Source organism: Streptomyces sp. NRRL F-5727 (genome assembly GCF_000719555.1).
Lineage (GTDB): Bacteria > Actinomycetota > Actinomycetes > Streptomycetales > Streptomycetaceae > Streptomyces.
This window is the reverse complement of record NZ_JOGX01000048.1, coordinates 25,269-49,460: the sequence shown is the minus strand read 5'-3', so window position 1 is coordinate 49,460 and position 24,192 is coordinate 25,269. Positions and strand designations below refer to the sequence as shown.

Here is a 24,192-nt window from a genome sequence, read left to right as displayed (position 1 = left end):
GTGGCGGTGACGTTGAAGGAGGCGCCGCTGGTGGCGGGGAGGGCGGGCACGAGGGCCGCGCACAGGGCGGCGGCGAGCGCCACGGCCGTTCTCTTGGGTATCACGGGGTGCTCCCTGGAGGTACGGGAAGAGGGGGCCGCCCCGGTCGGGGCGGCCCTGCGGAGGGAGGAGGCTCGGCTCGGCTCAGGCAGCTCGGCTCAGCTGCGGAAGGTGTCGTTCAGGACGACCTGGCCGGAGGCGGGGACGGTCGCGGTGCGGTTGGCGCCGGACTCCCAGGTGACGTTCCCGGCCGCGTCCTTGCGGATGTACTTGTACTCGAAGGCCGTTCCGGCGGGCAGGTTCACGGCCAGCTTCCACACGGGGTAGGTGGCCGGGTCGAGCTTGAGGGCGGCGGCGGGGGCCCAGTTGCCGAGCTCGGCGCGGTTGCCGACGACGTAGATGTTCTGGCCGGTCACCGTGGTGGCGGTGACGTTGAAGGAGGCGCCGCTGGTGGCGGGGGGCGTGGTCGGCGCGGTGGTGGGGGTGGTGCCGCCGCCGCAGCTCATGGCCCCGGTGTGCAGGGCGAGGGCGGTGTTGGCGCCGAGGGTGGCGGTGAACTGGCCGGAGGCGTTGACCGTCACGGCGGTGTTCGACTGCACGTCGCAGTAGGTGCCGGCCGGGAGGGAGGTCTGGAAGGTGCGGGAGAGGGCGGAGGACTCGTGGTTGATCGCCACGTACGCCTTGGAGCCGCGGCCGAACGCGATGGCGTTGTTGCCGTTGTCCCACCAGTTCGAGACGGCCTCGCCGCGGGCGGTGTTGCGGAAGGCGACCATGGAGGAGATCTCGCGCCAGGCGTGCTGGCACTTCCAGCCGTCGGCGTAGCAGGCGTTCACCCGGCCGCCGTTCGGCGGGCCGGCGTCCTTGTCGGTCCACTCGTAGCCGGAGTGGACGTCCGGGGAGCCGTAGGGCCAGGCGAGCATGAAGACGGAGGCGAGGGTGTAGTTCGCGCCGTCCTTGTAGCTGAGGGTGTCGCCGCCGCGCTCGGTGTCGTGGTTGTCGACGAAGACGCCGGACTGGCCGGAGGGCATGTAGCCCCACGCCTCGCCGAAGTTCTTCAGGTAGGCGAGCTTCTCGTTCTGGAGGACCCGCTTGAGGTCGCGGGCGTAGCGGAACTCCTGGACGTCGCCGCTGCCGAGGTACTCGCTCGGGGAGACGGCCTCGCCGGCGCCGTGGATGGCCTCCAGCTTCCAGTAGGCGTTCGGGTTGGTCAGCTTGGCCTTGACGGCGGCGAGGTCGGCGGCCGGCATGTGCTTGGCGGCGTCGACGCGGAAGCCGTCGACGCCCAGCGACAGGAGGTCGTTGAGGTAGCCGGCTATCTTCCCGCGGACGTACTCCTCGCCGGTGTCGAGGTCGGGGAGCTGGACCAGTTCGCAGTTCTGGACGTTCGCCCGGTCCTGGTAGTTGGAGATCGCGGACCGGCAGTCGTCCATGTCGGAGCCGGAGTAGAGGCCCGGGTAGTCGTACTTGGAGAACGGGGTCCCGCCCGTTCCGGTGCCGGAGCCGTTCGCCATGTGGTTGATGACGGAGTCCGCGACCACCTTCACACCGGCCGCGTGGCAGGTGTCGATCATGTTCTTGAAGGCGGTGCGGTCCCCGAGCCGGCCGGCGATCTTGTAGCTGACGGGCTGGTACGAGGTCCACCACTGGCCGCCCTGGAGGTGCTCCTGGGGCGGGGAGACCTGCACGTAGCCGTAGCCGGCCGGGCCCAGGCGGTCGGTGCACTCCCGGGCCACCGAGGCGAAGTTCCACTCGAACATCACCGCGGTGACGTCCTTCGTCCCCGGCGGGGTGGCCTGGGCCGGGGCGTTCACCGTGACGGCCGCAGCGGCTCCCGCCACGAGGGCGAGTGCAGCGGCCACGGTCTTTCTTGCCATGCTTCCTCCTGTACGACGTCCCTGTCGCGTGCGAGAGCTGTTCGCAAGAAGTTGCCGAAACTCTCAGCAACTGTTTTCAGCCGCGACCGTAGGGGCGTACAGGCGTGCGGTCAAGACTTCCGGCACGCCCTTCGCAAGGGATTACGCAAGGCGTTGCGGCGGCTGCGCGGTGGACCCGCGCACGACGAGCTCCGGCTGGAAGACGAACTCCGTGCGCTGCACGGGGCTGCCCTCGATCTCCTCCAGGAGCGCGCCGACGGCCGCCGTCGCCATGGCCTGCACGGGCTGGCGCACGGTGGTCAGCGGCGGGTCGGTGAAGGCGATCAGCGGGGAGTCGTCGAAGCCGACGACGGAGACGTCCCCGGGCACGTCGAGGCCGCGGGCGCGGGCCGCCCGGACGACGCCGAGCGCCATCAGGTCGGAGCCGCAGACGATGCCCGTACAGCCCTGGTCGAGCAGGATCTCGGCGGCCGCGTGCCCGCCCTCGACGCCGAACAGGGTGGGCCGCACGAAGCGTTCGGCGTCCGCCCGCTCGATGCCCAGCATCTCGTACAGCTCGGCGGCGAAGCCCTCCGCCTTGCGGCGCGAGGGCACGTACCGGGTGGGGCCGGTGGCGAGGCCGATCCGCTCGTGCCCGAGCTCGGCCAGGTGCCGCACGGCCATCCGGGCCGCGGCCCGGTCGTCCGGGGAGACGAAGGTGGCGTCGATCCGCTCGTGGTAGCCGTTGATGAGGACGTACGGCACCCCCCGCTCGGTCAGCCGGGCGTACCGCGCCGGGTCGGCGGAGGCGTCCGCGTGCAGCCCGGAGAGGAAGACGATGCCGGCCACCCCGCGCTCGACCAGCTGGTCGACCAGCTCGTCCTCGGTGGCGCCGCCGGGCATCTGGGTGCAGAGCACGGGCGTGTAGCCGTGCCCGGCCAGGACCTGTTCGACGACCTGCGCGAAGGCCGGGAAGATCGGGTTGGTCAGCTCGGGCACCACGAGCCCGACCAGACCCGCGCTGCGGCGCCGGAGCCGCACCGGGCGCTCGTAGCCGAGCACGTCGAGCGCGGCGAGCACCTTGTGCCGGGTCGCGCCGGCCACCCCCGCCTTGCCGTTGAGGACGCGGCTGACGGTGGCCTCGCTGACTCCGGACTGGGCCGCGATGTCCGCGAGCCGCGGGGCGCCGTTGCCGGTGCCCCGCGGCGGGGGGATCGTCACACCGCCCACCAGACGGTGGTGTCGGCGGGGATCTCCGCGGTGTCCTCGCCATCGGCGGAGACGACGCGGACCTCGTCGTTGCCGAGCAGATACCGGCCGGGCAGCGGGACGGTGATGGCCCGGCCGGTGGTGTTGGCGGTGCAGACGAAGCCGTCGCGGCGGAAGGAGAGCACACCCTCGGGTGCCTCCAGCCACTCCACGGCCTCGCCCGCACCGAGTTCGGGGCGCTCGCGCCGTACGGCGAGCGCGCTGCGGTACAGCTCCAGGGTGGAACCGGGGTCGCCGGTCTGCGCCTCGACGCTCAGCCCGCCCCAGGCGGCCGGCTGCGGCAGCCAGGAGCCGCCGTCGCCGAAGCCGTACGAGGAGCCCTCGACGGTCCACGGGATCGGCACCCGGCAGCCGTCGCGGTAGCCGTCCTGGCCGCTGGCCCGCCAGAAGGACGGGTCCTGGCGGACCTCGTCGGGCAGGTCGGTGACGTCCGGGAGGCCGAGCTCCTCGCCCTGGTAGACGTACGCGGAGCCGGGCAGCGCCAGCATCAGCAGGGTCGCGGCGCGGGCCCGGCGCAGACCGAGTTCGCGGTCGCCGGGGGTGCGCAGCTGGGTGCCGAGGCCCGCCGGGTTGGCGAAGCGGGTGGCGTGCCGGGTGACGTCGTGGTTGGAGAGCACCCAGGTGGTGGGGGCGCCGACGGTGCGCATCGCCTCCAGCGAGGCGTCGATCACGGTGCGCAGTTCCGCCGCGTCCCAGTGGGTGCCCAGGTACTGGAAGTTGAACGCCTGGTGCATCTCGTCGGCGCGCACGTAGTTGGCGGTGCGGTCGACGGTCGGGGTCCACGCCTCGGCGACGAGGACGCGCTCGCCGTCGTACTCGGCGAGGATCTGGCGCCAGGAGCGGTAGATCTCGTGCACGCCGTCCTGGTCGAAGAAGGGCATGACGTCGTTGCCGAGCAGCTTCAGCTGGTCGTGGGCGCCGATGTCGGGCAGGCCGGCGGCCTTGACCAGGCCGTGGGCGACGTCGACGCGGAAGCCGTCGACGCCCATGTCGAGCCAGAAGCGCAGGATCGAGCGGAACTCGTCGCGGACGGCGGGGTGTTCCCAGTTGAAGTCGGGCTGCTCGGGCGCGAAGAGGTGCAGGTACCACTCGCCGTCCTCCACCCGGGTCCAGGCGGGGCCGCCGAAGATGGACTCCCAGTCGTTGGGCGGGAGTTCGCCGTTCTCGCCCTTGCCGGGACGGAAGTGGTAGCGCTCGCGGAGCGGGGAGCCGGGGCCCTCGCGCAGGGCGCGCTGGAACCACTCGTGCTGGTCGGAGGAGTGGTTCGGGACCAGGTCGACGATGATGCGCAGGCCCAGGTCGTGGGCCTCGCGGATCAGGGCGTCGGCGTCGAGCAGCGAGCCGAACATCGGGTCGATGGCCCGGTAGTCGGCGACGTCGTACCCGGCGTCGGCCTGCGGGGAGGCGTAGAAGGGGGAGAGCCAGACGGCGTCGACGCCGAGCTCCTTGAGGTACGGGAGCCGGCTGCGGATGCCCACCAGGTCGCCCATGCCGTCGCCGTTGCCGTCGGCGAAGCTGCGCGGGTAGACCTGGTAGATCACCGCTTCTCTCCACCAGCCCGTGTCGGTGCCGGTGGTGGAGGCGGCGGCGGGGGCGGCGAGATGCTGGGTCATGTCTTCCCTGGGAGGTAAGGAGGGGCGTACGGGTTCGGTGCTCAGGGCCGTCAGCCCTTGACGGCACCGGCGGACATGCCGGTGACGAGGTGGCGCTGGGCGAAGAGGAACACCAGGGCCGCGGGGATGGCGATGAGGACGGAGGCCGCCGTCATCGGGCCCCACTGGGCCCCGTACTGGTTGACGAACTTCTGCAGACCGCCGGCGAGCGTCAGGTTCTCGTCGCCGACCATGAAGGCGGAGGCGTAGGCGACCTCGCCCCAGGCGGTGATGAAGGAGTAGAAGGCGGTCACGGCGATGCCCGGCTTGGCGAGCGGCAGGATCAGCCGCCAGAAGGTGCCGAAGGGGGTGAGCCCGTCGACGTATCCCGACTCGTCGATCTCGCGCGGGATGCCGTCGAAGAAGCCCTTCATCATCCAGGCGCAGAACGGGACGGCGATGGTCAGGTAGGTGATGACCAGGCCGGCCGGCTCGTTGAGCAGGCCCATCGACGACATGATGTTGTAGATCGGCACGATGAGGACGGCGACCGGGAACATCTGGGTGACGAGCAGGGTCCACATGATTCCGCGCTTGCCGGGGAAGCGGAAGCGGCTGACCGCGTAGCCGGTGGTGGCGGAGATGAAGACGCCGACGACGGTGGTGAGCGCGGCGACGAGGAGCGAGTTGCCGAACCAGGTGAGGAACGGGGTGTCCCGCAGCAGGTTCGTGTAGTTCTCGAACGTCGTCTCCTTGAAGAAGTCCGTGGTGCTCGCGTACTTCGCCGGCTTGAGCGAGGTCAGCAGGACCCAGAGCACCGGGAAGACGGCGATCACGGAGGCGACGATCAGGGTGAGGTGCAGCGCCGCGGAGGAGAGCGGCGAGCGGCGGCCGCGGACCGGGGCGTTCATGGTCCGGGCGGTGGGGGTCGTGGCGGTCACCAGACTTCTCCCTGCTTGCGGAGGACACGCCGGTAGAACGCGGCGAAGATCATCAGGATCACCAGGATCAGGACGCCCCAGGTGGACGACTGGGCGAAGTCGCGCGGGCTGATCTCGAAGGAGAACTTGTACGCCTGGGTGACGAGGATCTGCGTCGCCTCGCCCGGTCCGCCCCGGGTGAGCAGGAAGATCACCGGGAACATGTTGAAGGTCCAGATGGTGGAGAGGAGGACCACCGTCGTGGAGACGGACCGCAGCCCCGGCATGGTGATGTGCCGGAAGCGCTGCCAGGCGTTGGCGCCGTCCATCTCGGCGGCCTCGTAGAGCTCGCCGGGGATGGACTGGAGCCCGCCGAGGAGGGCCACCATCATGAACGGGACGCCGAGCCAGACGTTGACCGCGATGACGGAGACCTTGGCGATCAGCGGGTCGTTCAGCCACGGGACGGCGTCGAGGCCGACGCCGGAGAGGATCTGGTTGAGCATGCCGCGACGCTCGTCGTAGAGGAAGCGCCAGGCGAAGACCGAGACGAAGCCGGGGACCGCCCAGGGCAGGATCAGCATCATCCGGTAGAAGGAGCGGCCGGCGATCTTCCGGTTGAGGATGTTCGCCAGGGCCAGACCGAGGGCGAACGTGATCGCCACGCAGGAGACGGTCCAGACGACCGTCCAGCCCAGGGTGGCGAGGAACTGGCTGCCGGTGATCGCGTCGACGTAGTTGTCGAGGCCGACGAACTCGTAGGTGGCCGGGATCTCGTTGACGCCGATGCTGCGCGCGACGTTGCGCTCGTTGGCGTCGGTCAGCGACAGGTAGATGCCGCGACCCAGGGGGTAACCGATGATCACGGCGATCACGATCACCACGGGCGCGACCATCGCCCAGGCGTACCAGTGGGTGGCGAGGGAGCGCTTCGGTGCCCGCCGCTTCGGTCCAGTCCCGCGGCTCCGGCCGCGGGCGACGTGGTCGCCCGCGGCCTTCGCCACCGACTGGCTGGGAGTGTCCACAGCCATCAGCCGGTCAGCCTTCCTCTTACTTCCAGTCCTTCAGGAGCTTGCGGTAGCCGTCGCCGACCGTCTTCGCACCCTTCTCCGGGGTGGTCTGGCCGGTCAGGACCTTGGTGTACTCGGTGACCAGCGGCGCGAAGAGGCTGCCGCCCTCCGGGATCCAGGGGCGCTCGACGGCCTTCTCGACGGCCGGCTTGAAGAAGCCGACCTTCTCGTTGCCCGCGACCTCCGACTGCAGGTAGACGGACTGGCGGGTCGGGAGGAGGCTCAGCTCCTTGGTGACCTGGGCCTGGGACTCGGCCGAGGACATGTACTCGGCGAAGGCGTAGGAGGCGTCCAGGTTCTTGGAGCCGGCGTAGACGGCGAGGTTGTGGCCGCCCTGCGGGGCGCCCTGGCCGGCGGAACCGGCCGGGACCGGGGCGATGCCGAGGTTCGCCTTGTCGGCGAACTCCTTGCCGGCGTACGTGTCGGCCAGCGCCCACGGGCCGTTGATCATCATCGCGACCTTGCCGTCCTTGAAGGCGGCCTGCATGTTGTCCCAGCCGTTGGTCGCGTCGGTGATCGCGGCCTTCGAGTCGACGAGGTCCTTGACCGTCTTGAACGCCTTGACGCCGGCCTCGTTGTCGATGGTGATCGTCTTGTTCTCGGCGTCGACCATGTTGCCGCCCTCGCCGTACAGGAACGAGAGGAACCAGTACGCGTCGTCGCCGCGGAGGTACAGGCCGGTCTTGCCGGTCTTCTCCTTGATCTTGGCGGCGACGGTCTTCAGCTCGGCGATGTTCTTCGGAGCCTCGACGCCCGCCTCCTTGAAGATCTTCTTGTTGTAGAAGAGCCCCATGGAGTCGATGACCTGCGGGACGGCGTAGGTCTTGCCGTTGTACTTGGTGGAGGCGGCGGCCTGGGCCAGGAAGTCGTCCTGGTTCTTCAGCGCGGGGGTGCCGTCCAGCGGGGCGAGGTAGCCGAGGTCGGCGAACTCGGGGGTCCAGGCGACCTCGGAGCGGATCACGTCGGGGGCACCGGAGCCGGACTGCGCGGCGTTCTTGAACTTGTTCTGCGCCTCACCGAAGGGCACGTTCACGTACTTGACCGTGACCTTCGGGTGCTTCTTGGTGAAACCCTCGGCGAGCTTCTTGAAGACCTTGTCCTCGGAGCCGACCGTGGAGGTGTCCCACCAGGTCACGGTGCCGGAGAGCTCGCCCGAGCTCTTCGAGCCGCCGGTGGAACCGCTGTCGCTCCCGCCGCACGCCGCCAGGGTGACGCCCAGGGCCGCGACCAGCGCGGTGGCCGCTATGCCACGCCGCATGTGAACTCCTTCAACATGATCCCGGGGAGACGAGGGGCTGGAACCTTCCTCATTGCGACCGCTCCCTCGCGGCGCTCCGGGTTGCCAGGAACGTAACAGGGATGAAAACGAGCCGAAAGACCTTGCGTGAAATTTCTGCAAGGAACGGGGATCGTTACATCCACGTGTCCCGAAGGTTGCCGTCGGGCCGCTTGACAGCGGCCCGGAGGGGCTCCTTCCGCCCCTTCGTCCGATATCTGCCGCGTGAGGGAACCTTCCGCCAGGATCGGAACGGTCTGTTCCGCCTCAACCACCCCGCGTATCGCACCGCAAGAACTGCAAGACCTTGCGAGCGGCCTTGCATCCGGTGGCCACCGCCGGACCGGTGGGCAATACGCGCTGTGACCGGTACAGTCCACTGTCATGACCGCGCGGCTCGCCGACATCGCAGCCCAGGCGGGGGTCAGTGAAGCCACAGTCAGCCGCGTGCTCAACGGCAAGCCCGGTGTGGCCACGGCCACCCGTGAATCCGTCCTTGCCGCCCTCGACGTGCTCGGCTACGAGCGACCGGTACGGCTGCGCCAGCGCAGCGCCGGCCTGGTCGGGCTGATCACCCCCGAACTGGACAACCCCATCTTCCCGGCGCTCGCGCAGGTCATCGGGCAGGCCCTGACCCGCCAGGGCTACACCCCGGTGCTCGCCACCCAGACCCCCGGCGGGTCCACCGAGGACGAGCTCACCGACATGCTGGTGGAGCGCGGGGTCTCCGGCATCATCTTCGTCTCCGGTCTGCACGCCGACACCACGGCGGACACCTCCCGCTACGACCAGCTGCGCGGCAAGGGCGTCCCCTACGTCCTCATCAACGGCTTCTCCCCCAAGGTGCAGGCGCCCTTCGTCTCCCCCGACGACCGGGCCGCGATGCAGCTGGCGGTCACCCACCTCGCCGCCCTCGGCCACACCCGGATCGGGCTGGCCGTCGGACCGAAGCGGTTCGTGCCGGTGCTCCGCAAGATCGAGGGCTTCCAGAAGGGGATGCGGGACCGCCTCGGTCTCACCCCGGAGGAGTCCGAGGAGCTGATCCAGCACTCCCTCTACACCCTGGAGGGCGGCCAGGCGGCGGCGTCCGCCCTGATCTCCCGGGGCTGCACGGCGATCGTCTGCGCCTCGGACATGATGGCGCTCGGCGCGATCCGGGCGGCCCGGCAGCAGGGCCTCGACGTGCCCAGGGACGTCTCCGTCGTCGGCTTCGACGACTCGCCCCTCATAGCCTTCACCGATCCGCCGCTCACCACCATCCGGCAGCCCGTGCAGGCGATGGGGCAGGCGGCGGTCCGCGCCCTCCTGGAGGAGGTCGGCGGCACCCCGGCCCCGCACTCGGAGTTCGTCTTCATGCCGGAGCTGGTGGTCCGCGGCTCCACGGCCTCGGCGCCGTCCGCTCCGTAGTACCCGGGTATCTCGTCCTTCAGACGGAGAGGGTGCGCCGTACACCCGACCGAGGGATGATCGGTCGGGGGGCGTGGATCTGGCAAACTCTCTGCCTATGGGTGAAACGACCGTGAAGAGTTTGGACGACCGGACGACCCCGTCGTCACCCATCGTGGCCGACGGCCGGTGGGCGTGGCTGCGTGCGCGCAGCCCCCGGCGGCCCCGCATCTGGTTCGAACTGCTGCTGATCGCCGTCAGCTACTGGGTGTACTCGCTGATCCGCAACGCGGTGCCGGAGCAGAAGGCCGAGGCGCTGCGGAACGCGGACTGGATCTGGCGGACCGAGGAGTCCCTCGGCCTCGCCTTCGAGCACGCGGTCAACCACGCCGTGAACTCGGTGACATGGCTCATCGTGACGATGAACTACTACTACGCGACGCTGCACTTCATCGTCACCATCGGTGTGCTCGTGTGGCTGTACCGATGGCAGCCGGGCCGTTACGCCGCGTTCCGCACGGTCCTCTTCGCCACCACCGCCGTGGCCCTGGTCGGCTACTACCTGTACCCGCTCGCGCCGCCCCGGCTGATGGAGAGCAAGGACTTCATCGACACCGTGCTGGTGCACCACACCTGGGGCTCGATGGCCTCGGGCGACCTCAAGCACATGTCGAACCAGTACGCGGCGATGCCGTCGATGCACATCGGCTGGTCGCTCTGGTGCGGGCTGACCATCTTCTTCCTGGCCAGGGCGCCGTGGGCCAGGATCCTCGGGCTGCTCTACCCGGCGGCCACCCTGGTCGTGATCGTCGCGACCGCCAACCACTTCTGGCTGGACGCCGTGGGCGGCATGATCTGCCTCGGCTTCGGCTTCCTCGTCGCCTACTGCTGGTACGGCACCTGGCCGCACCGCCTGTCGAAGCAGGTCGAGCCGCTGACGGTGGCCGAACCGGCGGCGTCCGCCCCCGCGAAGGGGACGGACGCGCCCGGGAAGGCGACGGACGCGCCCGGGACGGCCGACCGCGAGGAGCGGGTCAGCTCCGGCCGCTGACGCAGACGGCGAAGTTGAAGTCGCCGGTGCCCAGCGCACCGTAGAGGCGCAGCCAGAGCGGCATCAGCTGCTCGGTGGCGCGGGCGCTGGTCAGGTCGCCGAGGTCGACGATCCGGGCGGCCGGCCAGCCGAGCCCGCCCAGCAGTCCGGTGACGACGGCCTTGGCGGCCTCGTCGTCGCCGCCGACGAAGACCACGTGGTCGCCGGGGACCCGGCCGGGCTCGACCATCACCGTGTTGGTCATGGTGTTGAGCGTCTTCACGACACGGGCCCCGGGGAACTCGGCCTGGATCCGCTCGGCGAGGCTGAGGCCGTCGAAGGTCACGACCTTCGGCGGGAAGCCCTCGGAGAAGTCGAGCGGGTTGGAGACGTCGACCACCACCTTGCCGCGCAGCCCGTCGGCGCCGGCCGCCGTCAGGGCGGCGAGCGAGACGAGTCCGCCGGTGGCGTTGACGACCACCTCGGCGTCCTCGGTGACGTCGGCGAAGGTGCCGTGGGCCGCGCCGGGATGCTCCTCGGCCCACTTCACGGCCTCGGCGTTGTCGGCCGTGCGGGAGCCGAGCCCGACCTGGTGGCCGAGCCCGGCGAAGGCGGTGGCGAGTCTCCGGCCGACCTCGCCCGTGCCCAGTACTGCGATCCTCATCCCCTGCACTCCGTCCATCCGTCCATCCGTCCGGACATCGTCGTCCGGGCCCGACCCTACGGGCCCGTGATTCATGGAGGGACGGCTTCCGCCGATCCGTTCAGGCGACGGCCTCTTCGCGGACCGGGGCCGCGGTCTCCTGCCGGACCACACGCCGGCGGCGGGTGGGCAGGCCGAGGGTCGGGTGGGCGACGCCCCAGGCGGCGCCCTTGCAGATGATCTCCTTGTAGCGGGCGGCGAGGCGGCCGGTGAGGGCCTTCTCCTTGGTCCCGTCGTCCGCGGTGACGAACTGGATCAGGCCCTCCCCGCGGCCCAGCGAGACGCACTGCTGGAAGTAGCGGATGGAGACCTCGGGCACCGTGACGCCGGCGAGCCGGGCGGCGAGGGCGTCGGCGGCCTGCCAGGCCATGGGGACGCCGGAGGCGCAGGACATCCGGAGCGGCTTGCCGCCCGGGCCGACGGCCGTCGCCGCGTCGCCGATCGCGTAGACGTCGGGGTGGGAGACCGAGCGCATGGTGGCGTCGACGACGATCCGGCCGTCGGCGGCCAGCTCCAGGCCGGTGCCCTCGGCGAGGGGGTGGACGGCGAAGCCGGTGGTCCAGACGGTGACGTCGGCCGGGACGACCGTGCCGTCGGCGGTGGTCAGCCGGTCGGCGGCCACCTCGGCGACCGCCTGGTGCTCGTGGACGGTGATGCCCAGCCCGGCCGTGACCTTCCGCAGGTGGGCGCGGCCCTTCTCGGAGAGCCAGTCGCCGAGGGCGCCCCGCGCGACCAGGGCCACGTCGAGGTCGGGGCGGCTCTCGGCGATCTCGGTCACGGCCTCCAGGCCGGTCAGCCCGCCGCCGACCACCACCACGGTCCCGCCCGCCGCCAGCTCGGCCAGCCGGGCGCGGAGCCGGAGGGCGCCGGGGCGGCTCGCCAGCTCGTGGGCGTGGTCGGCGACACCGGGGACGTCCCCGTGGTTCCAGCCGCTGCCGAGGGCGTAGACCAGGGAGTCGTACGCGAGCTCCTCGTGTCCCGCGCCGGTGTCCAGGGTGACCGCCTTGCGGTCGGCGTCGACGGCGGCGACCCGGGCGAGCCGCAGCTCGACGCCGGTGCCGGCGAACAGCTCGCCGAAGGGGCGGGGGGTGAGGTCCTGGCCGGCCGCGAGCTGGTGCAGGCGGACGCGCTCGACGAAGTCGGGCTCGGGGTTGACGAGGGTGATGCTCACGTCGTCGCGGTGCAGCCGCCTGGCGAGGCGGCCGGCGGCGACGGCTCCGGTGTAGCCGGCTCCGAGGACGACGATGCGGTGCTGCATGACCGTGCTCCTGTCTGCGCGGGGTCCGCGCCGTTTCTCTCCGGCGTGGCTTCGCACCTTGAACCGGACGGCCCCGCGTTCCCTGACAGGATCCTGATGTGACCTGCGTCACACCCCCCGAGAGGAGTGTCAGAGGCTGTACAGCGGGGTCCCGCGCTCCTCGGCGGCCCAGCGCTCGGTGGCCCGGTGCAGCTTGTCCGGGTTCACCTGGCTGCGGACGGCGACGATGCCGTCCGGGGTGACCTCCAGGCAGGAGATCCCGACGACCCGGCCCTCCACGACCACGATGATCGCGGGCTCGCCGTTGGCGGTGCCGGCGTAGAGGTCCGGGACGCCGCCGACCAGGGCCCGCTTGGCCGGGGCCGGCTTGAACAGGCCGCGCAGGAAGGTCGCGACCGCCTTCGCGCCCTCGAAGGCGCTCGCCCGGGCGGGGACCTTGCCACCGCCGTCGCCGGCGGCGACGGCATCCTGGGTGAGCAGCTGGATGAGGGGTTCGGTACGGCCGCTGGTGGCGGCGGCCAGGAACTCCTCGACGATCCTGCGGGCGGCGGCCCCGTCGATCTCGGTGCGGGCCCGGCCCGCGGCGACGTGCTTCTTGGCGCGGTGGAGGATCTGCTGGCTGGCCGCCTCGCTGATGTCGAGGATCTCGGCGATCTCCCGGTGCGGATAGCCGAACGCCTCGCGCAGCACGTACACCGCGCGCTCGGCCGGCGCCAGGCGCTCCAGGAGGACGAGGACGGCGTACGAGACGGACTCGCGCTGTTCGGCGGTGTCGGCGGGGCCGAGCATGGGGTCGCCGGCGAGCAGCGGTTCGGGCAGCCACTGGCCCACATAGGTCTCGCGGCGGGCGCGGGCCGAGGTGAGCTGGTTGAGGCAGTAGTTGGTGAGGACCTTCGTCAGCCACGCCTCGGGCACCTCGATGCGCCCGGTGTCGGCGGCCTGCCAGCGGAGGTAGGTCTCCTGGACGGCGTCCTCGGCCTCGGCCGAGGAGCCGAGCAGCCGGTAGGCGATGGCCTCCAGGCGGGGCCGCGCCTTCTCGAACCGGTCCACGTCACTCATGAGCAGGGCCATGCCGCGATCGTATCGGGCCGGCCGGGAGCCGGCAGCCCCGGCCGCCGGACCGGCCCAACTGTCAGGCGCCGTAGAAGAGTTCGTCGACGACCGCGCGGGCCCGCCGGGTGATCCGGCGGTAGTCGTCGACCATCTCGCCGACATGGCCCGGGCCGTAGCCCAAGTAGCGGCCGACGGCGGCCAGTTCGCGCGGCTCGGAGGGGAAGGTGTCGCCCGGGCGGCCGCGGACGAGCATGACCGCGTTGCGCACCCGGGTGGCCAGGACCCATGCCTCGTCGAGGGTCTGCGCCTCCTCCGTCGCGATCAGGCCGGCGGCGTGGGCGGCGGAGAGCGCGGCCCGGGTGGGGGTGGTGCGCAGGCCCGGTTCGGCCCAGCCGTGCCGCATCTGGAGCAGCTGGACGGTCCATTCGACGTCGCTGAGGCCGCCGCGGCCGAGCTTGGCGTGGAGGGTGGGGTCGGCGCCGCGCGGCAGCCGCTCGGACTCCATGCGGGCCTTGAGGCGGCGGATCTCGCGGACCGCGTCCTCGCCGAGTCCCTCGGCGGGGTAGCGGAGCGGGTCGACCAGCTCGATGAACCGCTGCCCCAGCTCGGGGTCGCCGGCCATGGGGGCGGCGCGGAGCAGGGCCTGTGACTCCCAGACGAGCGACCAGCGGCGGTAGTACGCCTGATAGGAGGCGAGGGTGCGGACCATGGGGCCGCTCCTGCCCTCGGGGCGCAGGTCCGCGTCGATCAGCAGCGGCGGGTCGGTGGTGGGGAGCTGGAGGAGCCGGCGCATCTCGGTGACGACCCGGTTGGCGGCCTTGGCGGCCTCCTGGTCGTCGACACCGGGGCGCGGCTCGTGCACGAAGAGGACGTCGGCGTCGGAGCCGTAGCCGAGTTCGTGGCCGCCGAAGCGGCCCATGCCGATGACCGCGAAGCGGGTGGGGAGCTCGTCGCCCCACTCGGCGCGGACGGCGGCCCGCAGGGCGCCGGCGAGGGTGGCGGCGTTGAGGTCGGTGACGGCCTGGCCGACCCGGTCGACGAGGGCGCCCGGGTCGGAGGTGCGGGGGCTGTCCTCGGTGCCGTACGCGTCGATGAGGTCGGCGGCGGCGGTGCGGAACAGCTCGCGGCGGCGCACCCCGCGGGCGGCGGCGACGCCCTGCTCGGCGTCGTCCGCGCGGCCCACGGCGGCGAGGACCTCCTGCTCCAGGTGGTCCCGGCCGCGCGGCTTCAGCCCCTCGGGGTCGCCGAGTATGGCGACCGCCTCGGGGGCGCGGAGCAGCAGGTCGGGGGCGAGCCGGCCGGCCGAGAGGACCCGGGCGAGGTTCTCGGCGGCCGCGCCCTCGTCGCGCAGCAGCCGCAGGTACCAGGGGGTCTTGCCGAGGGCGTCGGAGACCTTCCGGAAGCCGAGGAGGCCGGCGTCCGGGTCGGCGGAGTCGGCGAACCAGCCGAGCAGCACCGGGAGCAGGGTCCGCTGGATGGCGGCCTTGCGGCTGACGCCGGAGGCCAGCGCCTCCAGGTGGCGCAGGGCGGCGGCGGGGTCGGCGTACCCGAGGGCTTCGAGGCGCTGGCCGGCCGCCTTGGGGCTGAGCCGGATCTCGCCGGGGGCGAGCTGGGCGACGGCGTCGAGCAGCGGCCGGTAGAAGATCTTCTCGTGCAGCCGGCGGACGACGGAGGCGTGTCGCCGCCACTCCTTGTTCAGCTCGGCGACGGGGTCGGTGCGCAGGCCGAGCGAGCGGCCGAGGCGGCGCAGGTCCTCGTCGCCCTCGGGGACGAGGTGGGTGCGGCGCAGCCGGTACAGCTGGATGCGGTGCTCCATCGCGCGCAGGAAGCGGTACGCCTCGTCGAGCTGGGCCGCGTCGGCGCGGCCGACGTAGCCGCCGGCGGCGAGGGCGGCGAGCGCGTCCAGGGTGGAGCCGCTGTGCAGGGTGGCGTCGCTGCGGCCGTGCACCAGCTGGAGGAGCTGGACGGCGAACTCGACGTCCCGCAGGCCGCCGGGGCCGAGCTTCAGCTCGCGGTCGACCTGGGCGACGGGGATGTTGTCGACGACCCGGCGGCGCATGGCCTGCACGTCGGTGACGAAGTTCTCGCGCTCGGCGGCCTGCCAGACCATCGGGGAGACGGCGTCGACGTAGGCGCTGCCCAGCTCGGGGTCGCCGGCCACCGGCCGCGCCTTGAGGAGCGCCTGGAACTCCCAGGTCTTCGCCCAGCGCTGGTAGTAGGCGAGGTGCGAGGAGAGGGTGCGGACGAGCGGGCCGTTGCGGCCCTCGGGGCGCAGGTTGGCGTCGACGGGCCAGATGGTGCCCTCGACGGTGGTCTCGGAGCAGATCCGCATGAGGTGGGAGGCGAGCCGGGTGGCGGCCTGGAGCGCCTTGGCCTCGTCGGCGCCCTCCACCGGCTCCCCGACGAAGATCACGTCCACGTCGGAGACGTAGTTGAGCTCGTGGCCGCCGCACTTGCCCATGGCGATCACGGCGAGCCGGCACTGGGCGGCGTCGGCGGGTTCGGCCGCCCGGGCGATGGCGAGGGCGGCCCGCAGGGTGGCGGTGGCCAGGTCGGCCAGCTCGGCGGCGGTCTGGGCGACGTCGGTGGTGCCGCAGACGTCCCGGGCCGCTATCCCGAGGAGGCAGCGGCGGTAGGCGACCCGGAGCGACACCGGGTCGGTCGCCTCGGCGAGGCCGCGCTCGAACTCGGTGACCCCGGGGTGCAGGTCGGCCGCCTCGTAGGTGACCAGGGTCTCCCAGTCCCCCGGGTGCCGGGCGAGGTGGTCGGCGAGCGCCTCGGAGGCGCCGAGGACGCCGAGCAGCCGGTCCCGGAACGGCTTGGCGGAGAGCAGGGTGGTGGTGAGCGTGGACCGCTCGGTCTCGGGCTGGGCCTCGACCAGCCGCACCAGGCCGCGCAGGGCGAGGTCGGGGTCGGCGGTGGCGCCCAGCGCGTCGAGGAGGACCGGGTCGCCGCGGAGCGCGGCGAGCTCGGGCAGGTCGAGCAGCCGCTCGGCCCCGGACGGATCGGTGAACCCGTGCCGCAGCAGCCGTGTGAACGTACTGCTCCTGCGCCCCGGCACCGTCATCTCCGCCGCTCCCTCCAGCCCCGCACGCCCAACGGATCGAGCCTATCCGCACCGGGCGGACGGGGCGTGCCCGACGGGCTGCGGCGGGTGGCCCCGGCGGGGACGGTCGGCGGGTTCGGGGGGTGGCGCCGGCAGGGGCAGTCGGCGGGTTCGGGGGGTGGCTGAAAACGCTGCTCGTCTGCCCGGATCCGGTACGGATCACACGTGACGTCGGGCACATCGGGCCGTTTTCGGAACCTGTCGGCTGCTCCGGCCCTGTACCCATGTGAGTCGTTCGTCCCGTCGCCGCCGCCGTCGCGAACCGCCGTCGCCCGTCCCGACGCGCCCCCGTCGCCCAGGTAGAAAGCACTCCCCCGCCATGCCCGTCCGCCGCCCCTCCCGCCTCATACGCCCCTTCCGTCACCGCCGGTCCGTCGTGACCGCGGCCACGGTCGCCGTGCTGACCGGCGGCACCCTCGCGGGCGTGCTGACGGCGACCTCCGGCGAGCAGGCGCCGGCCCACGCCGCCACCGTCCCGCCGGAGGCGCGGACCCCGGCCGCCGCGCCGGTGCGGAAGCCCGTCGGCGACCCGGTCCGGGGCACCGCCCGGGAGGCCCGTACCGCCGCGCCGCTGTCCGTGGTGCAGTTCGTCTCCCACCCGGACGACGACCTGTACTTCATGAACCCGGACACCGCGCAGTCGCTGGCCGACCGGGCCCCGCTGACCACCGTGTACCTGACGGCGGGCGAGTCGAACGGTGTCAACGCCCGTGCCGGGCGGGCCGCCGCCGTGACCGCGCCGGACAAGCCGGCCTTCGCCGAGGCCCGGCAGAACGGCATCCGCGCCGCATACGCCGAGATGGCCACCGGCGACCGCACGAGCGCCTGGGACCGGACCGTGATCCCCACGGCCGGCGGCGGCGCGGCCGAGCTGGACACCCTGCGCGCCCGGCCCGAGGTGCGGCTGGTCTGGCTCCAGCTGCGCGAGGCGGGCTCGACCTCCGGAGACCGCCCGGTGAGCCTGCGGGGCCTCTGGCACGGCCGGATCCCGGCGCTCGGCTCGCAGCTCTCCTCGGGGACGCCGGTCGCCGCGGACTTCGCGTACTCCAAGGAGCAGGTCGTCGCGACGCTGACAGGGCTGCTCGACCGCTTCCGGCCGACCTTCGTGCGCACCCTGGACCCGACGCCGGGCACCGACGAGCACACCGGCCGGCTGCGGGACCACCAGGACCACGCCTACGGGGCGCGGTTCGTGCAGGCGGCGCTGGCCCGGTACGCGGAGCGGCCCGGGCACCCGCGGGTCGGCGTGCAGAGCTACATGGGCTACCCCAACACGGACCTGCCCCGGGCGCTGGACAGCCGGACCGCCGAGGAGAAGCTGCGCAGCCTGAAGACGTACGCCTGGCTGGACGGGGAGGACTGCGGCAGCCCGGCGGGGTGCGGCGACCTGAAGGCGTCGGGCCGGCCGAGCGGGCGCGGCTGGACGGGGACCGTGCGGTACGCGCGCGGCTCGTCGACCGGGTGGCTGCAGCCGGCCGCGGACGGCGGTCTGCTGGCCTTCGGCGTCCAGGACGGGCGGCTCGCGACCTGGCACCGGGCGCCCGGCGGCGCCTGGAAGGGACCGGAGCTGCTGCCGGGCGGCGGTCTGGACGGCGGGGTCGGTTCGGTGCGGCTGCCGGACGGGCGGATCGCGGTCTTCTCGACCCGGACCTCCTTCGAGGGCCCGGCCGGCTACCGGCGCGAGGTCGTCACGGTGGAGCAGACCGCGCCGGGCGGCCCGTTCGGGGCGTGGCGGTCGCTGGGCACGCCCGGGAAGCGGGACGAGGCCGACCGGACGCCGGACATCAGCGCGCCCGCGGTGACCGTGGACGGCACGGGGCGGGTCTCGCTCTTCCTGCGCGACGGCGACCACCGGCTGGTGGGGCGGGAGCGGACGCCGGGCGGCGCCTGGGGTCCGTGGCGGGCCCTGGGCGGGGCGGACCTGCACGGCGACCCGGTGGCGGCGACCGACGCCCGGGGACGCACGTACGTCTTCGCGGGCACCCCGCGCTCGGTCCTGATGTGGACCGGCGCGTCGGACGGCGGCCCGGTGGCCGGGCCGCTGCCGACGGGCCTGCCGGCGACGACGCTCGCGCTGAGCGCGGGCCCGGCGCCGACCGGCGACGGCATCCGGCTGTGGTCCCGGGTGCCCGCCACCGGCGAGCCGCGGGCGACGGACTTCACGGGCACCGCCCGGCTGGCCCCGGTCGCCCCGCCGTCCGGCGGCATCGCGGGCTTCGGCCCGGTCAGCGCGGCGGACGGACTGGTCGCGGTCCGGTCCCGTACGGGCCGGCTCGCGGTGGCCCCGGTCCCGGGCGGCGGCACCTGGCGCCTCTCCGACTTCCCGCTGGCCGGCGCCCCGGCGGCGGGCCCGGGCGGGGTGGCCGCGCTCGGCCAGGACGGCCGGCTGCACTGGACGACCGGCCCGGCGCCCAGCCCGCGCGCCTGACCCCCGCGGGGCTCAGACAGGCCCTAGGCGTCGAGGAGGACCGGGAAGGACTCCAGGTCGTTCTGGGTCATCACGGGGAGCTTGCGGAGCTCCTCGTCCGGGACGGCGAGCCGCAGGTTCGGGAAGCGGGCGAAGAGGGCGGGGAGGGCGATGCCCGCCTCGACGCGGGAGAGCGCCGCGCCGGGGCAGATGTGCGGGCCGTGGCCGAAGGTCATGTGCCGGATGGGCGCGGGGCGGGTGATGTCGAAGGTGTCGGCGTCCGGGCCGTGCTGCTCGGGGTCGCGGCCGATCACCCGGTACGAGATGACCACGCCGTCGCCCTTCGGGATCACCGCGTCGCCGACCTGGACGTCCTCGGTGGCGAAGCGCATCAGCAGGTGGGTGGTGGGGGTGTCGAAGCGCAGGGTCTCCTCGATCACCGCGTCCCAGGAGACCTCGCCGGCGAGCACCATGCGGAGCTGGTCGGGGTGGGCGAGGAGGGCGCGCACGGCGTTGAGGACGAGGCCGATGGTGGTCTCGTGGCCGGCGGCGACCATCGCCTTGAGGTTGCCGACGACCTCCTCCTCGGTGAGCGGCTCCCCGCCCTCGTCGGCGAGGATCAGCGCGGAGGTCAGGTCGTCGGTGGGCACGGCGGTCTTGGCGCGGACGAGGTCCGTGTAGAAGACGTCGAGCTCGGCGAGGAGGGCGAGCCGCTCCTCCTGCGGGGTGAGCATCGAGAAGAACTTCTTGTACTGCCGGGTGAGCATCGCGTTCGCCTGCGGGTCGACGCCCATCAGCATGCCGACGACCCGCATGGGCAGCGGCTGCGCGAAGAGGGCCTTGAGGTCGACGACGGCGCCGTCCCGGCCGGCCTCCTCCAGGGCGTCGAGGAGTTCGGCGGTGAACTTCTCGATGTCGGGGCGGATCGCCTCCAGGCGGCGCGGGGTGAGCGCCTGGGAGGTCTTGGCGCGCAGCCGGCGGTGCTCGTCGCCGTCGACGGTGAACATGGACCGGCCGGCGTCGATCATGCCGATGAGCGGCCAGGCGTGGGTGACGGTCCCGTTCGTCCACAGGCTCCACGCGTTCAGGTCCTTGACCAGCCGGGTGTCGACCAGGAGGCGCCGGGCGTCGGCGTGGCGGGTGACGGCCCAGGCGGGCACGCCGAGCAGCTCGATGCGGGCCAGCGGTCCCGCCGCGCGGATCCGGTCGGTCTCGCCGTCGAGGTCCTGGACCATCGGGTCGATGACGACGGGGGCACCGGCGGCTGCGGCCTGGGCGGCGGCGTGCGGGCAGGTCACGAGAGGTCTCCTGTCGTGGGGACGGGGGTGAACCGGACGGGCAGGGCGGTGGTGCCGCGCAGGAAGGCGGACGGGCGGCGGACCAGTTCCTCCTCGGGGACGGCGAGTTCGAGGTCGGGCAGCCGGTCGAGCAGGACCTCGATGCCGGTCCTGGCGATGATCTCGGCGATCTCCTGGGCGGGGAACGGGCAGCGGTACTCGCCGTGGCTGAAGGCCAGGTGGGCGCCGCTGCCGCCGCGCCGGGAGGGGTCGTCGCCGGGGGCGCCCTGGCGGATCAGCGGGTCGGTGTTGGCGGCGCCGAGGCCGAGCAGCAGCAGGTCGCCGGCCTTGACCAGGCGGTCGCCGAGGCGGGTGTCCCGGACGGGCCAGCGGCCGGCCAGGATCTGGGTGGGGCCCTCCTCCCAGAGCACCTCGGTCATGGCGTCGGGGACGCTGCGGCGGCCGCGGGCCATGGAGTCGGCGAACTCGTCCTCGGTGAGCATCAGCCGGACGGAGTTGCCGATCCAGTCCGCGGTGGTGAGGTGACCCGCGGCCGTGATGGCCATCAGGTCGAGCATGTACTCCTCGTCGGTGAACTCCTCGGGGTGCGCCAGCATCCGGCTGGTGACGTCGTCACCGGGCTCGGCGCGCTTGGCGGCGACCAGCCGGGCCATGTGCTCGCCGAACTTCTGGTGCGCGGCCTGCGCCTCCGGGCCGCCGTCGGCGAGGTCCTTCAGCACCCGGGCGATGTCGGCGCCTTCGTCGTCGGGGAAGCCGACGAGCCGGGCGAGGACGAGGACCGGGAAGGGCTCGCAGAAGGCGGCGACCAGGTCGGCGGTGCCACGGCCGCAGAACTCGTCGATCAGCCGGTCCGCCAGCTGCTCGCAGTGGCCGCGGATCTCGAAGGGGTCGACGGCCTCCAGGGCCGGCACCACCATCCGGACGTGGCGCCGGTGTTCCTCGCCGGCCGTGAAGTAGATGGAGGGCACCGGCTGTCCGACCATCGGGAGCAGCGGCCAGTCGGCGGGGACGTGCGGCCACTGGTTCCACAGGGAGACGTCCCGGGGGAACAGCTCGGGGTCGCTGGTGACCTGGTGGAGCTCGCGGTAGCCGACGACCAGCCAGGCGGGGAAGCCGCCCGGGAGTTCGACCGGGACGACCGAGCCGTGGTCGCGCCGCATGGCCCGGTAGACGGCCTGGGGGTCGATCTGGAAGCCGGGTCCGGAGAGCGGGACGGCGGCGGGGCACCCGGACGGGCGGGCCGGATCGGGTGCGGATCCGGCGGTGGAGGTGCGCGTCATCAGTCCTGTCTCCTGTGGCGTACCCGGGGTCGGCACGGCCGATGCGGCCAACGCGTGGTCACTATAGGGAGGTTGCGTGACGCCGGAACGGTCGATGCCGATCTATCTCGTTCTCCGAACGGCAAGATCAGGTCATTTGGGCGGAGGGAAGATGATTTTCCGTCAGGTCGACGGGTGTCGACGCGGCGCGGGGCGGTGGGGTGCGGGACGGTGGTCCCATGAACTGGACACTGGAAGTCGTCCCCGTCCCCGTCACCGACCTGGACCGGGCCAAGGAGTTCTACGCCGAGCGGTGCGGCTTCGCCGTCGACCTGGACGACGAGGTCGCCCCCGGGATGCGGATCATCCAGCTGACCCCGCCGGGCTCCCGCTGCTCCGTCGCCCTGCTCTCCGGCATGCCGCCGATGCCCGGCACGAAGACGACGGCCCCGGGCAGCCTGCACGGCCTCCAGCTGTGCGTCACCGACATCGAGGCGGCCCGGGCCGCGCTCGTCGAGACGGGCGTCGACGTCTCCCCGGTGATGCACGTCGGCCCGAACGGCTGGGAGGAGGGCAAGGGCGACACCTGGAACTCCTTCCTCTCCTTCGAGGACCCGGACGGCAACGGCTGGGTGGTCCAGGAAGCGCCCTCGGAACTGTCGGAACGCTGAGGGGCGGGGCGCTACCGCCCCAGCTCCACCAGGAACCGCACCAGACCGTCCCCCTCCCCCACGCGCCGCATCCCGGCCCGCTCCATCACCCGGTGGGAGAGGACGTTGGCGGGATCGGCGTCGCCCCGCAGCACGGCGGCCCCCGCCTCCCGGGCGATGCCGATCACCGCCGCGAGCGCCTCGGAGGCGTACCCCTTCCCCCGCTCCCCCGGCACGATCCCGTACCCCACGATCACGGCCCCGTCCGGCCCGGGCGGCCCGTGGAAGCCGATCCCGCCGACGACGAGCCCGCCCTCCCGCAGCCGTATCTGATACGTCCGGTACGCCCCCGGGTCCCCGTCCTCGGCACACCGCCGCAGCAGCGCGTTCACGGAGGCGAGGTCGCCCACCCCCGGATACCCCTCGGCCCACCGGTCCTCCGGCAGGGGCTCCCGGGCGGCGATCCGCTCCCCCTCGGGGACGGTCAGGGGATGCAGGAGCAGCCGCCCGGTGGCGACGGGTTCGATCTTCACGCGGGGCAGTCTGGGGAATCCCCCCGCCCGGGGGCAAGGGGATTCCGGCGCGCACCGGCGGTCAGAGGACCGGCAGGTTCTTCCGCAGCTCGAAGGCGGTGACCTCGGAGCGGTACTCCTCCCACTCCTGCTTCTTGTTCCTCAGGAAGAAGTCGAAGACGTGCTCGCCGAGGGTCTCCGCGACCAGTTCGGACTTCTCCATGAGGGCGATGGCCTCGCCGAGGTTCTGCGGCAGGGGCTCGATGCCCATCGCGCGGCGCTCGGAGTCGGAGAGCGCCCAGACGTCGTCGTCGGCGCCGGCGGGGAGCTCGTAGCCCTCCTCGATGCCCTTGAGGCCGGCCGCGAGCAGGACCGCGTAGGTCAGGTAGGGGTTGGCGCCGGAGTCGATGGAGCGGACCTCGACGCGGGAGGAGCCGGTCTTGCCGGGCTTGTACATGGGGACCCGGATGAGCGCGGAGCGGTTGTTGTGGCCCCAGCAGATGTACGAGGGGGCCTCGCCGCCCGAGCCGGCGGTGCGGGAGGAGCCGCCCCAGATGCGCTTGTACGAGTTGACCCACTGGTTCGTGACGGCGGAGATCTCGCCCGCGTGCCTGAGGAGGCCCGCGATGAAGGAGCGGCCCACCTTGGAGAGCTGGTACTCGGCGCCCGACTCGTAGAACGCGTTCCGGTCGCCCTCGAAGAGGGAGAGGTGGGTGTGCATGCCCGAGCCCGGGTAGTCCGAGAACGGCTTCGGCATGAAGGTCGCCTGCACGCCCTGCTCCAGCGCCACCTGCTTCATGACCAGGCGGAAGGTCATGATGTTGTCGGCGGTGGAGAGCGCGTCCGCGTACCGGAGGTCGATCTCCTGCTGGCCCGGGGCGCCCTCGTGGTGGGAGAACTCGACCGAGATGCCCATCGACTCCAGCATGGTGATGGCCTGGCGGCGGAAGTCCATGCCCACGTTCTGCGGGGTGTGGTCGAAGTAGCCGGAGTTGTCGGCCGGGGTGGGCCGGGAGCCGTCGAGCGGCTTGTCCTTCAGCAGGAAGAACTCGATCTCGGGGTGGGTGTAGAAGGTGAAGCCGAGGTCGGACGCCTTGGCGAGGGCCCGCTTGAGGACGAAGCGCGGGTCGGCGAAGGAGGGGGAGCCGTCCGGCATGAGGATGTCGCAGAACATCCGGGCCGTGCCGGGCGCCTCGGCCCGCCAGGGCAGGATCTGGAAGGTGCCCGGGTCCGGCTTGGCGATCATGTCGGACTCGTAGACCCGCGCGAACCCCTCGATCGCCGAGCCGTCGAAGCCGATGCCCTCGTCGAACGCCTGCTCAAGCTCGGCGGGGGCGACGGCGACCGACTTCAGGAAGCCGAGCACGTCGGTGAACCAGAGGCGCACGAAGCGGATGTCGCGCTCTTCGAGCGTACGGAGCACGAATTCCTGCTGCTTGTCCATTTCCACACCCATCCTCGCTGGTCAGGCCGCCTGCTCCCACCGCCTCGGGTACATCGGGGGGCACCTG

At 72.5% G+C, this 24,192-nt stretch carries 18 protein-coding genes; 4 read left to right on the top strand and 14 right to left on the bottom strand.

Annotated features, from left to right (window positions below):
- Window positions 1-197: 197 nt before the first annotated feature.
- From IF73_RS0127230 to IF73_RS0127205, 6 genes are all read right to left on the bottom strand, one after another.
- Window positions 198-1,913: a carbohydrate-binding module family 20 domain-containing protein gene (locus tag IF73_RS0127230; protein WP_031012671.1), complete on the bottom strand. Its 1,716-nt coding sequence runs from the start codon at window positions 1,911-1,913 to the stop codon at window positions 198-200.
- Between the two features lie 141 nt (window positions 1,914-2,054).
- Window positions 2,055-3,122, bottom strand: a complete 1,068-nt coding sequence (locus tag IF73_RS0127225; protein ID WP_078868282.1) for a LacI family DNA-binding transcriptional regulator — start codon at window positions 3,120-3,122, stop codon at window positions 2,055-2,057.
- Window positions 3,110-4,774, bottom strand: coding sequence for a glycoside hydrolase family 13 protein (locus IF73_RS0127220; protein WP_031012669.1), 1,665 nt, complete (start codon window positions 4,772-4,774; stop codon window positions 3,110-3,112). Before IF73_RS0127220 ends, IF73_RS0127225 begins: the two co-directional genes overlap by 13 nt.
- A gap of 50 nt (window positions 4,775-4,824) precedes the next feature.
- Window positions 4,825-5,664, bottom strand: coding sequence for a sugar ABC transporter permease (locus IF73_RS0127215; RefSeq protein WP_031012667.1), 840 nt, complete (start codon window positions 5,662-5,664; stop codon window positions 4,825-4,827).
- Window positions 5,665-5,690: 26 nt separating this feature from the next.
- A complete protein-coding gene (locus tag IF73_RS0127210; protein WP_031012665.1) occupies window positions 5,691-6,704 on the bottom strand; it encodes a carbohydrate ABC transporter permease in 1,014 nt (337 codons plus the stop codon).
- Between the two features lie 19 nt (window positions 6,705-6,723).
- On the bottom strand, window positions 6,724-8,001 hold the full coding sequence (locus IF73_RS0127205) for an extracellular solute-binding protein (protein WP_031012662.1): 1,278 nt from the start codon (window positions 7,999-8,001) through the stop codon (window positions 6,724-6,726).
- 402 nt (window positions 8,002-8,403) lie between these two features.
- On the opposite strand from IF73_RS0127205, the gene IF73_RS0127200 reads away from it, so the two are divergent.
- Both IF73_RS0127200 and IF73_RS38045 read left to right on the top strand, forming a co-directional pair.
- On the top strand, window positions 8,404-9,426 hold the full coding sequence (locus tag IF73_RS0127200) for a LacI family DNA-binding transcriptional regulator (RefSeq protein ID WP_031012660.1): 1,023 nt from the start codon (window positions 8,404-8,406) through the stop codon (window positions 9,424-9,426).
- A 97-nt stretch (window positions 9,427-9,523) separates the two neighbouring features.
- The gene (locus IF73_RS38045) at window positions 9,524-10,456 is read left to right on the top strand and encodes a phosphatase PAP2 family protein (protein WP_078868281.1); all 933 of its coding nucleotides are present in this window, start codon (window positions 9,524-9,526) and stop codon (window positions 10,454-10,456) included.
- Here the strand turns inward: IF73_RS38045 and IF73_RS0127190 are convergent.
- The 4 genes from IF73_RS0127190 to IF73_RS0127175 all read right to left on the bottom strand — a co-directional run bounded on the left by IF73_RS0127190 (window position 10,440) and on the right by IF73_RS0127175 (window position 16,516).
- Window positions 10,440-11,099 (bottom strand): NADPH-dependent F420 reductase, encoded by a 660-nt coding sequence (locus IF73_RS0127190; protein WP_031012656.1) that lies wholly within the window; start codon window positions 11,097-11,099, stop codon window positions 10,440-10,442. The two genes, IF73_RS38045 and IF73_RS0127190, sit on opposite strands and share 17 nt — an antisense overlap.
- Window positions 11,100-11,199: 100 nt before the next feature.
- Window positions 11,200-12,396 carry an NAD(P)/FAD-dependent oxidoreductase gene (locus IF73_RS0127185; RefSeq protein WP_031012654.1) on the bottom strand — a complete coding sequence of 399 codons (1,197 nt, stop codon included), beginning with the start codon at window positions 12,394-12,396 and terminating at the stop codon, window positions 11,200-11,202.
- A gap of 129 nt (window positions 12,397-12,525) precedes the next feature.
- On the bottom strand, window positions 12,526-13,467 hold the full coding sequence (gene sigJ, locus IF73_RS0127180) for an RNA polymerase sigma factor SigJ (protein ID WP_031012652.1): 942 nt from the start codon (window positions 13,465-13,467) through the stop codon (window positions 12,526-12,528).
- A gap of 61 nt (window positions 13,468-13,528) precedes the next feature.
- On the bottom strand, window positions 13,529-16,516 hold the full coding sequence (locus IF73_RS0127175) for a bifunctional [glutamine synthetase] adenylyltransferase/[glutamine synthetase]-adenylyl-L-tyrosine phosphorylase (protein WP_031012650.1): 2,988 nt from the start codon (window positions 16,514-16,516) through the stop codon (window positions 13,529-13,531).
- 415 nt (window positions 16,517-16,931) lie between these two features.
- On the opposite strand from IF73_RS0127175, the gene IF73_RS0127170 reads away from it, so the two are divergent.
- Window positions 16,932-18,983 carry a PIG-L family deacetylase gene (locus IF73_RS0127170; RefSeq protein WP_324616107.1) on the top strand — a complete coding sequence of 684 codons (2,052 nt, stop codon included), beginning with the start codon at window positions 16,932-16,934 and terminating at the stop codon, window positions 18,981-18,983.
- A gap of 23 nt (window positions 18,984-19,006) precedes the next feature.
- Here IF73_RS0127170 and IF73_RS0127165 read toward each other — a convergent pair whose 3' ends face one another.
- Window positions 19,007-20,260 (bottom strand): cytochrome P450 family protein, encoded by a 1,254-nt coding sequence (locus tag IF73_RS0127165; protein WP_031012647.1) that lies wholly within the window; start codon window positions 20,258-20,260, stop codon window positions 19,007-19,009.
- Entirely contained in the window at window positions 20,257-21,540 is a 1,284-nt protein-coding gene (locus IF73_RS0127160) for a cytochrome P450 (RefSeq protein WP_031012646.1), read from the bottom strand. The genes IF73_RS0127165 and IF73_RS0127160 overlap by 4 nt, the downstream gene beginning before the upstream one ends.
- A gap of 218 nt (window positions 21,541-21,758) precedes the next feature.
- Between IF73_RS0127160 and IF73_RS0127155 the strand changes: the two genes are divergently transcribed.
- Complete coding sequence (locus IF73_RS0127155; protein WP_031012644.1) at window positions 21,759-22,190, top strand: VOC family protein; 432 nt, start codon at window positions 21,759-21,761, stop codon at window positions 22,188-22,190.
- A gap of 11 nt (window positions 22,191-22,201) precedes the next feature.
- Here IF73_RS0127155 and IF73_RS0127150 read toward each other — a convergent pair whose 3' ends face one another.
- Window positions 22,202-22,702 carry a GNAT family N-acetyltransferase gene (locus IF73_RS0127150; protein ID WP_031012642.1) on the bottom strand — a complete coding sequence of 167 codons (501 nt, stop codon included), beginning with the start codon at window positions 22,700-22,702 and terminating at the stop codon, window positions 22,202-22,204.
- A gap of 61 nt (window positions 22,703-22,763) precedes the next feature.
- Window positions 22,764-24,125: a glutamine synthetase family protein gene (locus IF73_RS0127145; protein ID WP_031012640.1), complete on the bottom strand. Its 1,362-nt coding sequence runs from the start codon at window positions 24,123-24,125 to the stop codon at window positions 22,764-22,766.
- Window positions 24,126-24,192 lie beyond the last annotated feature (67 nt).

Coding starts and splice junctions, on each gene's coding strand:
- IF73_RS0127230 (WP_031012671.1), bottom strand. CDS start 1,913: ATGGCAAGAAAGACCGTGGCCGCTGCACTCGCCCTCGTGGCGGGAGCC.
- IF73_RS0127220 (WP_031012669.1), bottom strand. CDS start 4,774: ATGACCCAGCATCTCGCCGCCCCCGCCGCCGCCTCCACCACCGGCACC.
- IF73_RS0127205 (WP_031012662.1), bottom strand. CDS start 8,001: ATGCGGCGTGGCATAGCGGCCACCGCGCTGGTCGCGGCCCTGGGCGTC.
- IF73_RS0127190 (WP_031012656.1), bottom strand. CDS start 11,099: ATGAGGATCGCAGTACTGGGCACGGGCGAGGTCGGCCGGAGACTCGCC.
- IF73_RS0127155 (WP_031012644.1), top strand. CDS start 21,759: ATGAACTGGACACTGGAAGTCGTCCCCGTCCCCGTCACCGACCTGGAC.
- IF73_RS0127215 (WP_031012667.1), bottom strand. CDS start 5,664: ATGAACGCCCCGGTCCGCGGCCGCCGCTCGCCGCTCTCCTCCGCGGCG.
- IF73_RS0127160 (WP_031012646.1), bottom strand. CDS start 21,540: ATGACGCGCACCTCCACCGCCGGATCCGCACCCGATCCGGCCCGCCCG.
- IF73_RS38045 (WP_078868281.1), top strand. CDS start 9,524: ATGGGTGAAACGACCGTGAAGAGTTTGGACGACCGGACGACCCCGTCG.
- IF73_RS0127185 (WP_031012654.1), bottom strand. CDS start 12,396: ATGCAGCACCGCATCGTCGTCCTCGGAGCCGGCTACACCGGAGCCGTC.
- IF73_RS0127175 (WP_031012650.1), bottom strand. CDS start 16,516: ATGACGGTGCCGGGGCGCAGGAGCAGTACGTTCACACGGCTGCTGCGG.
- IF73_RS0127145 (WP_031012640.1), bottom strand. CDS start 24,125: ATGGACAAGCAGCAGGAATTCGTGCTCCGTACGCTCGAAGAGCGCGAC.
- sigJ (WP_031012652.1), bottom strand. CDS start 13,467: ATGGCCCTGCTCATGAGTGACGTGGACCGGTTCGAGAAGGCGCGGCCC.
- IF73_RS0127210 (WP_031012665.1), bottom strand. CDS start 6,704: ATGGCTGTGGACACTCCCAGCCAGTCGGTGGCGAAGGCCGCGGGCGAC.
- IF73_RS0127200 (WP_031012660.1), top strand. CDS start 8,404: ATGACCGCGCGGCTCGCCGACATCGCAGCCCAGGCGGGGGTCAGTGAA.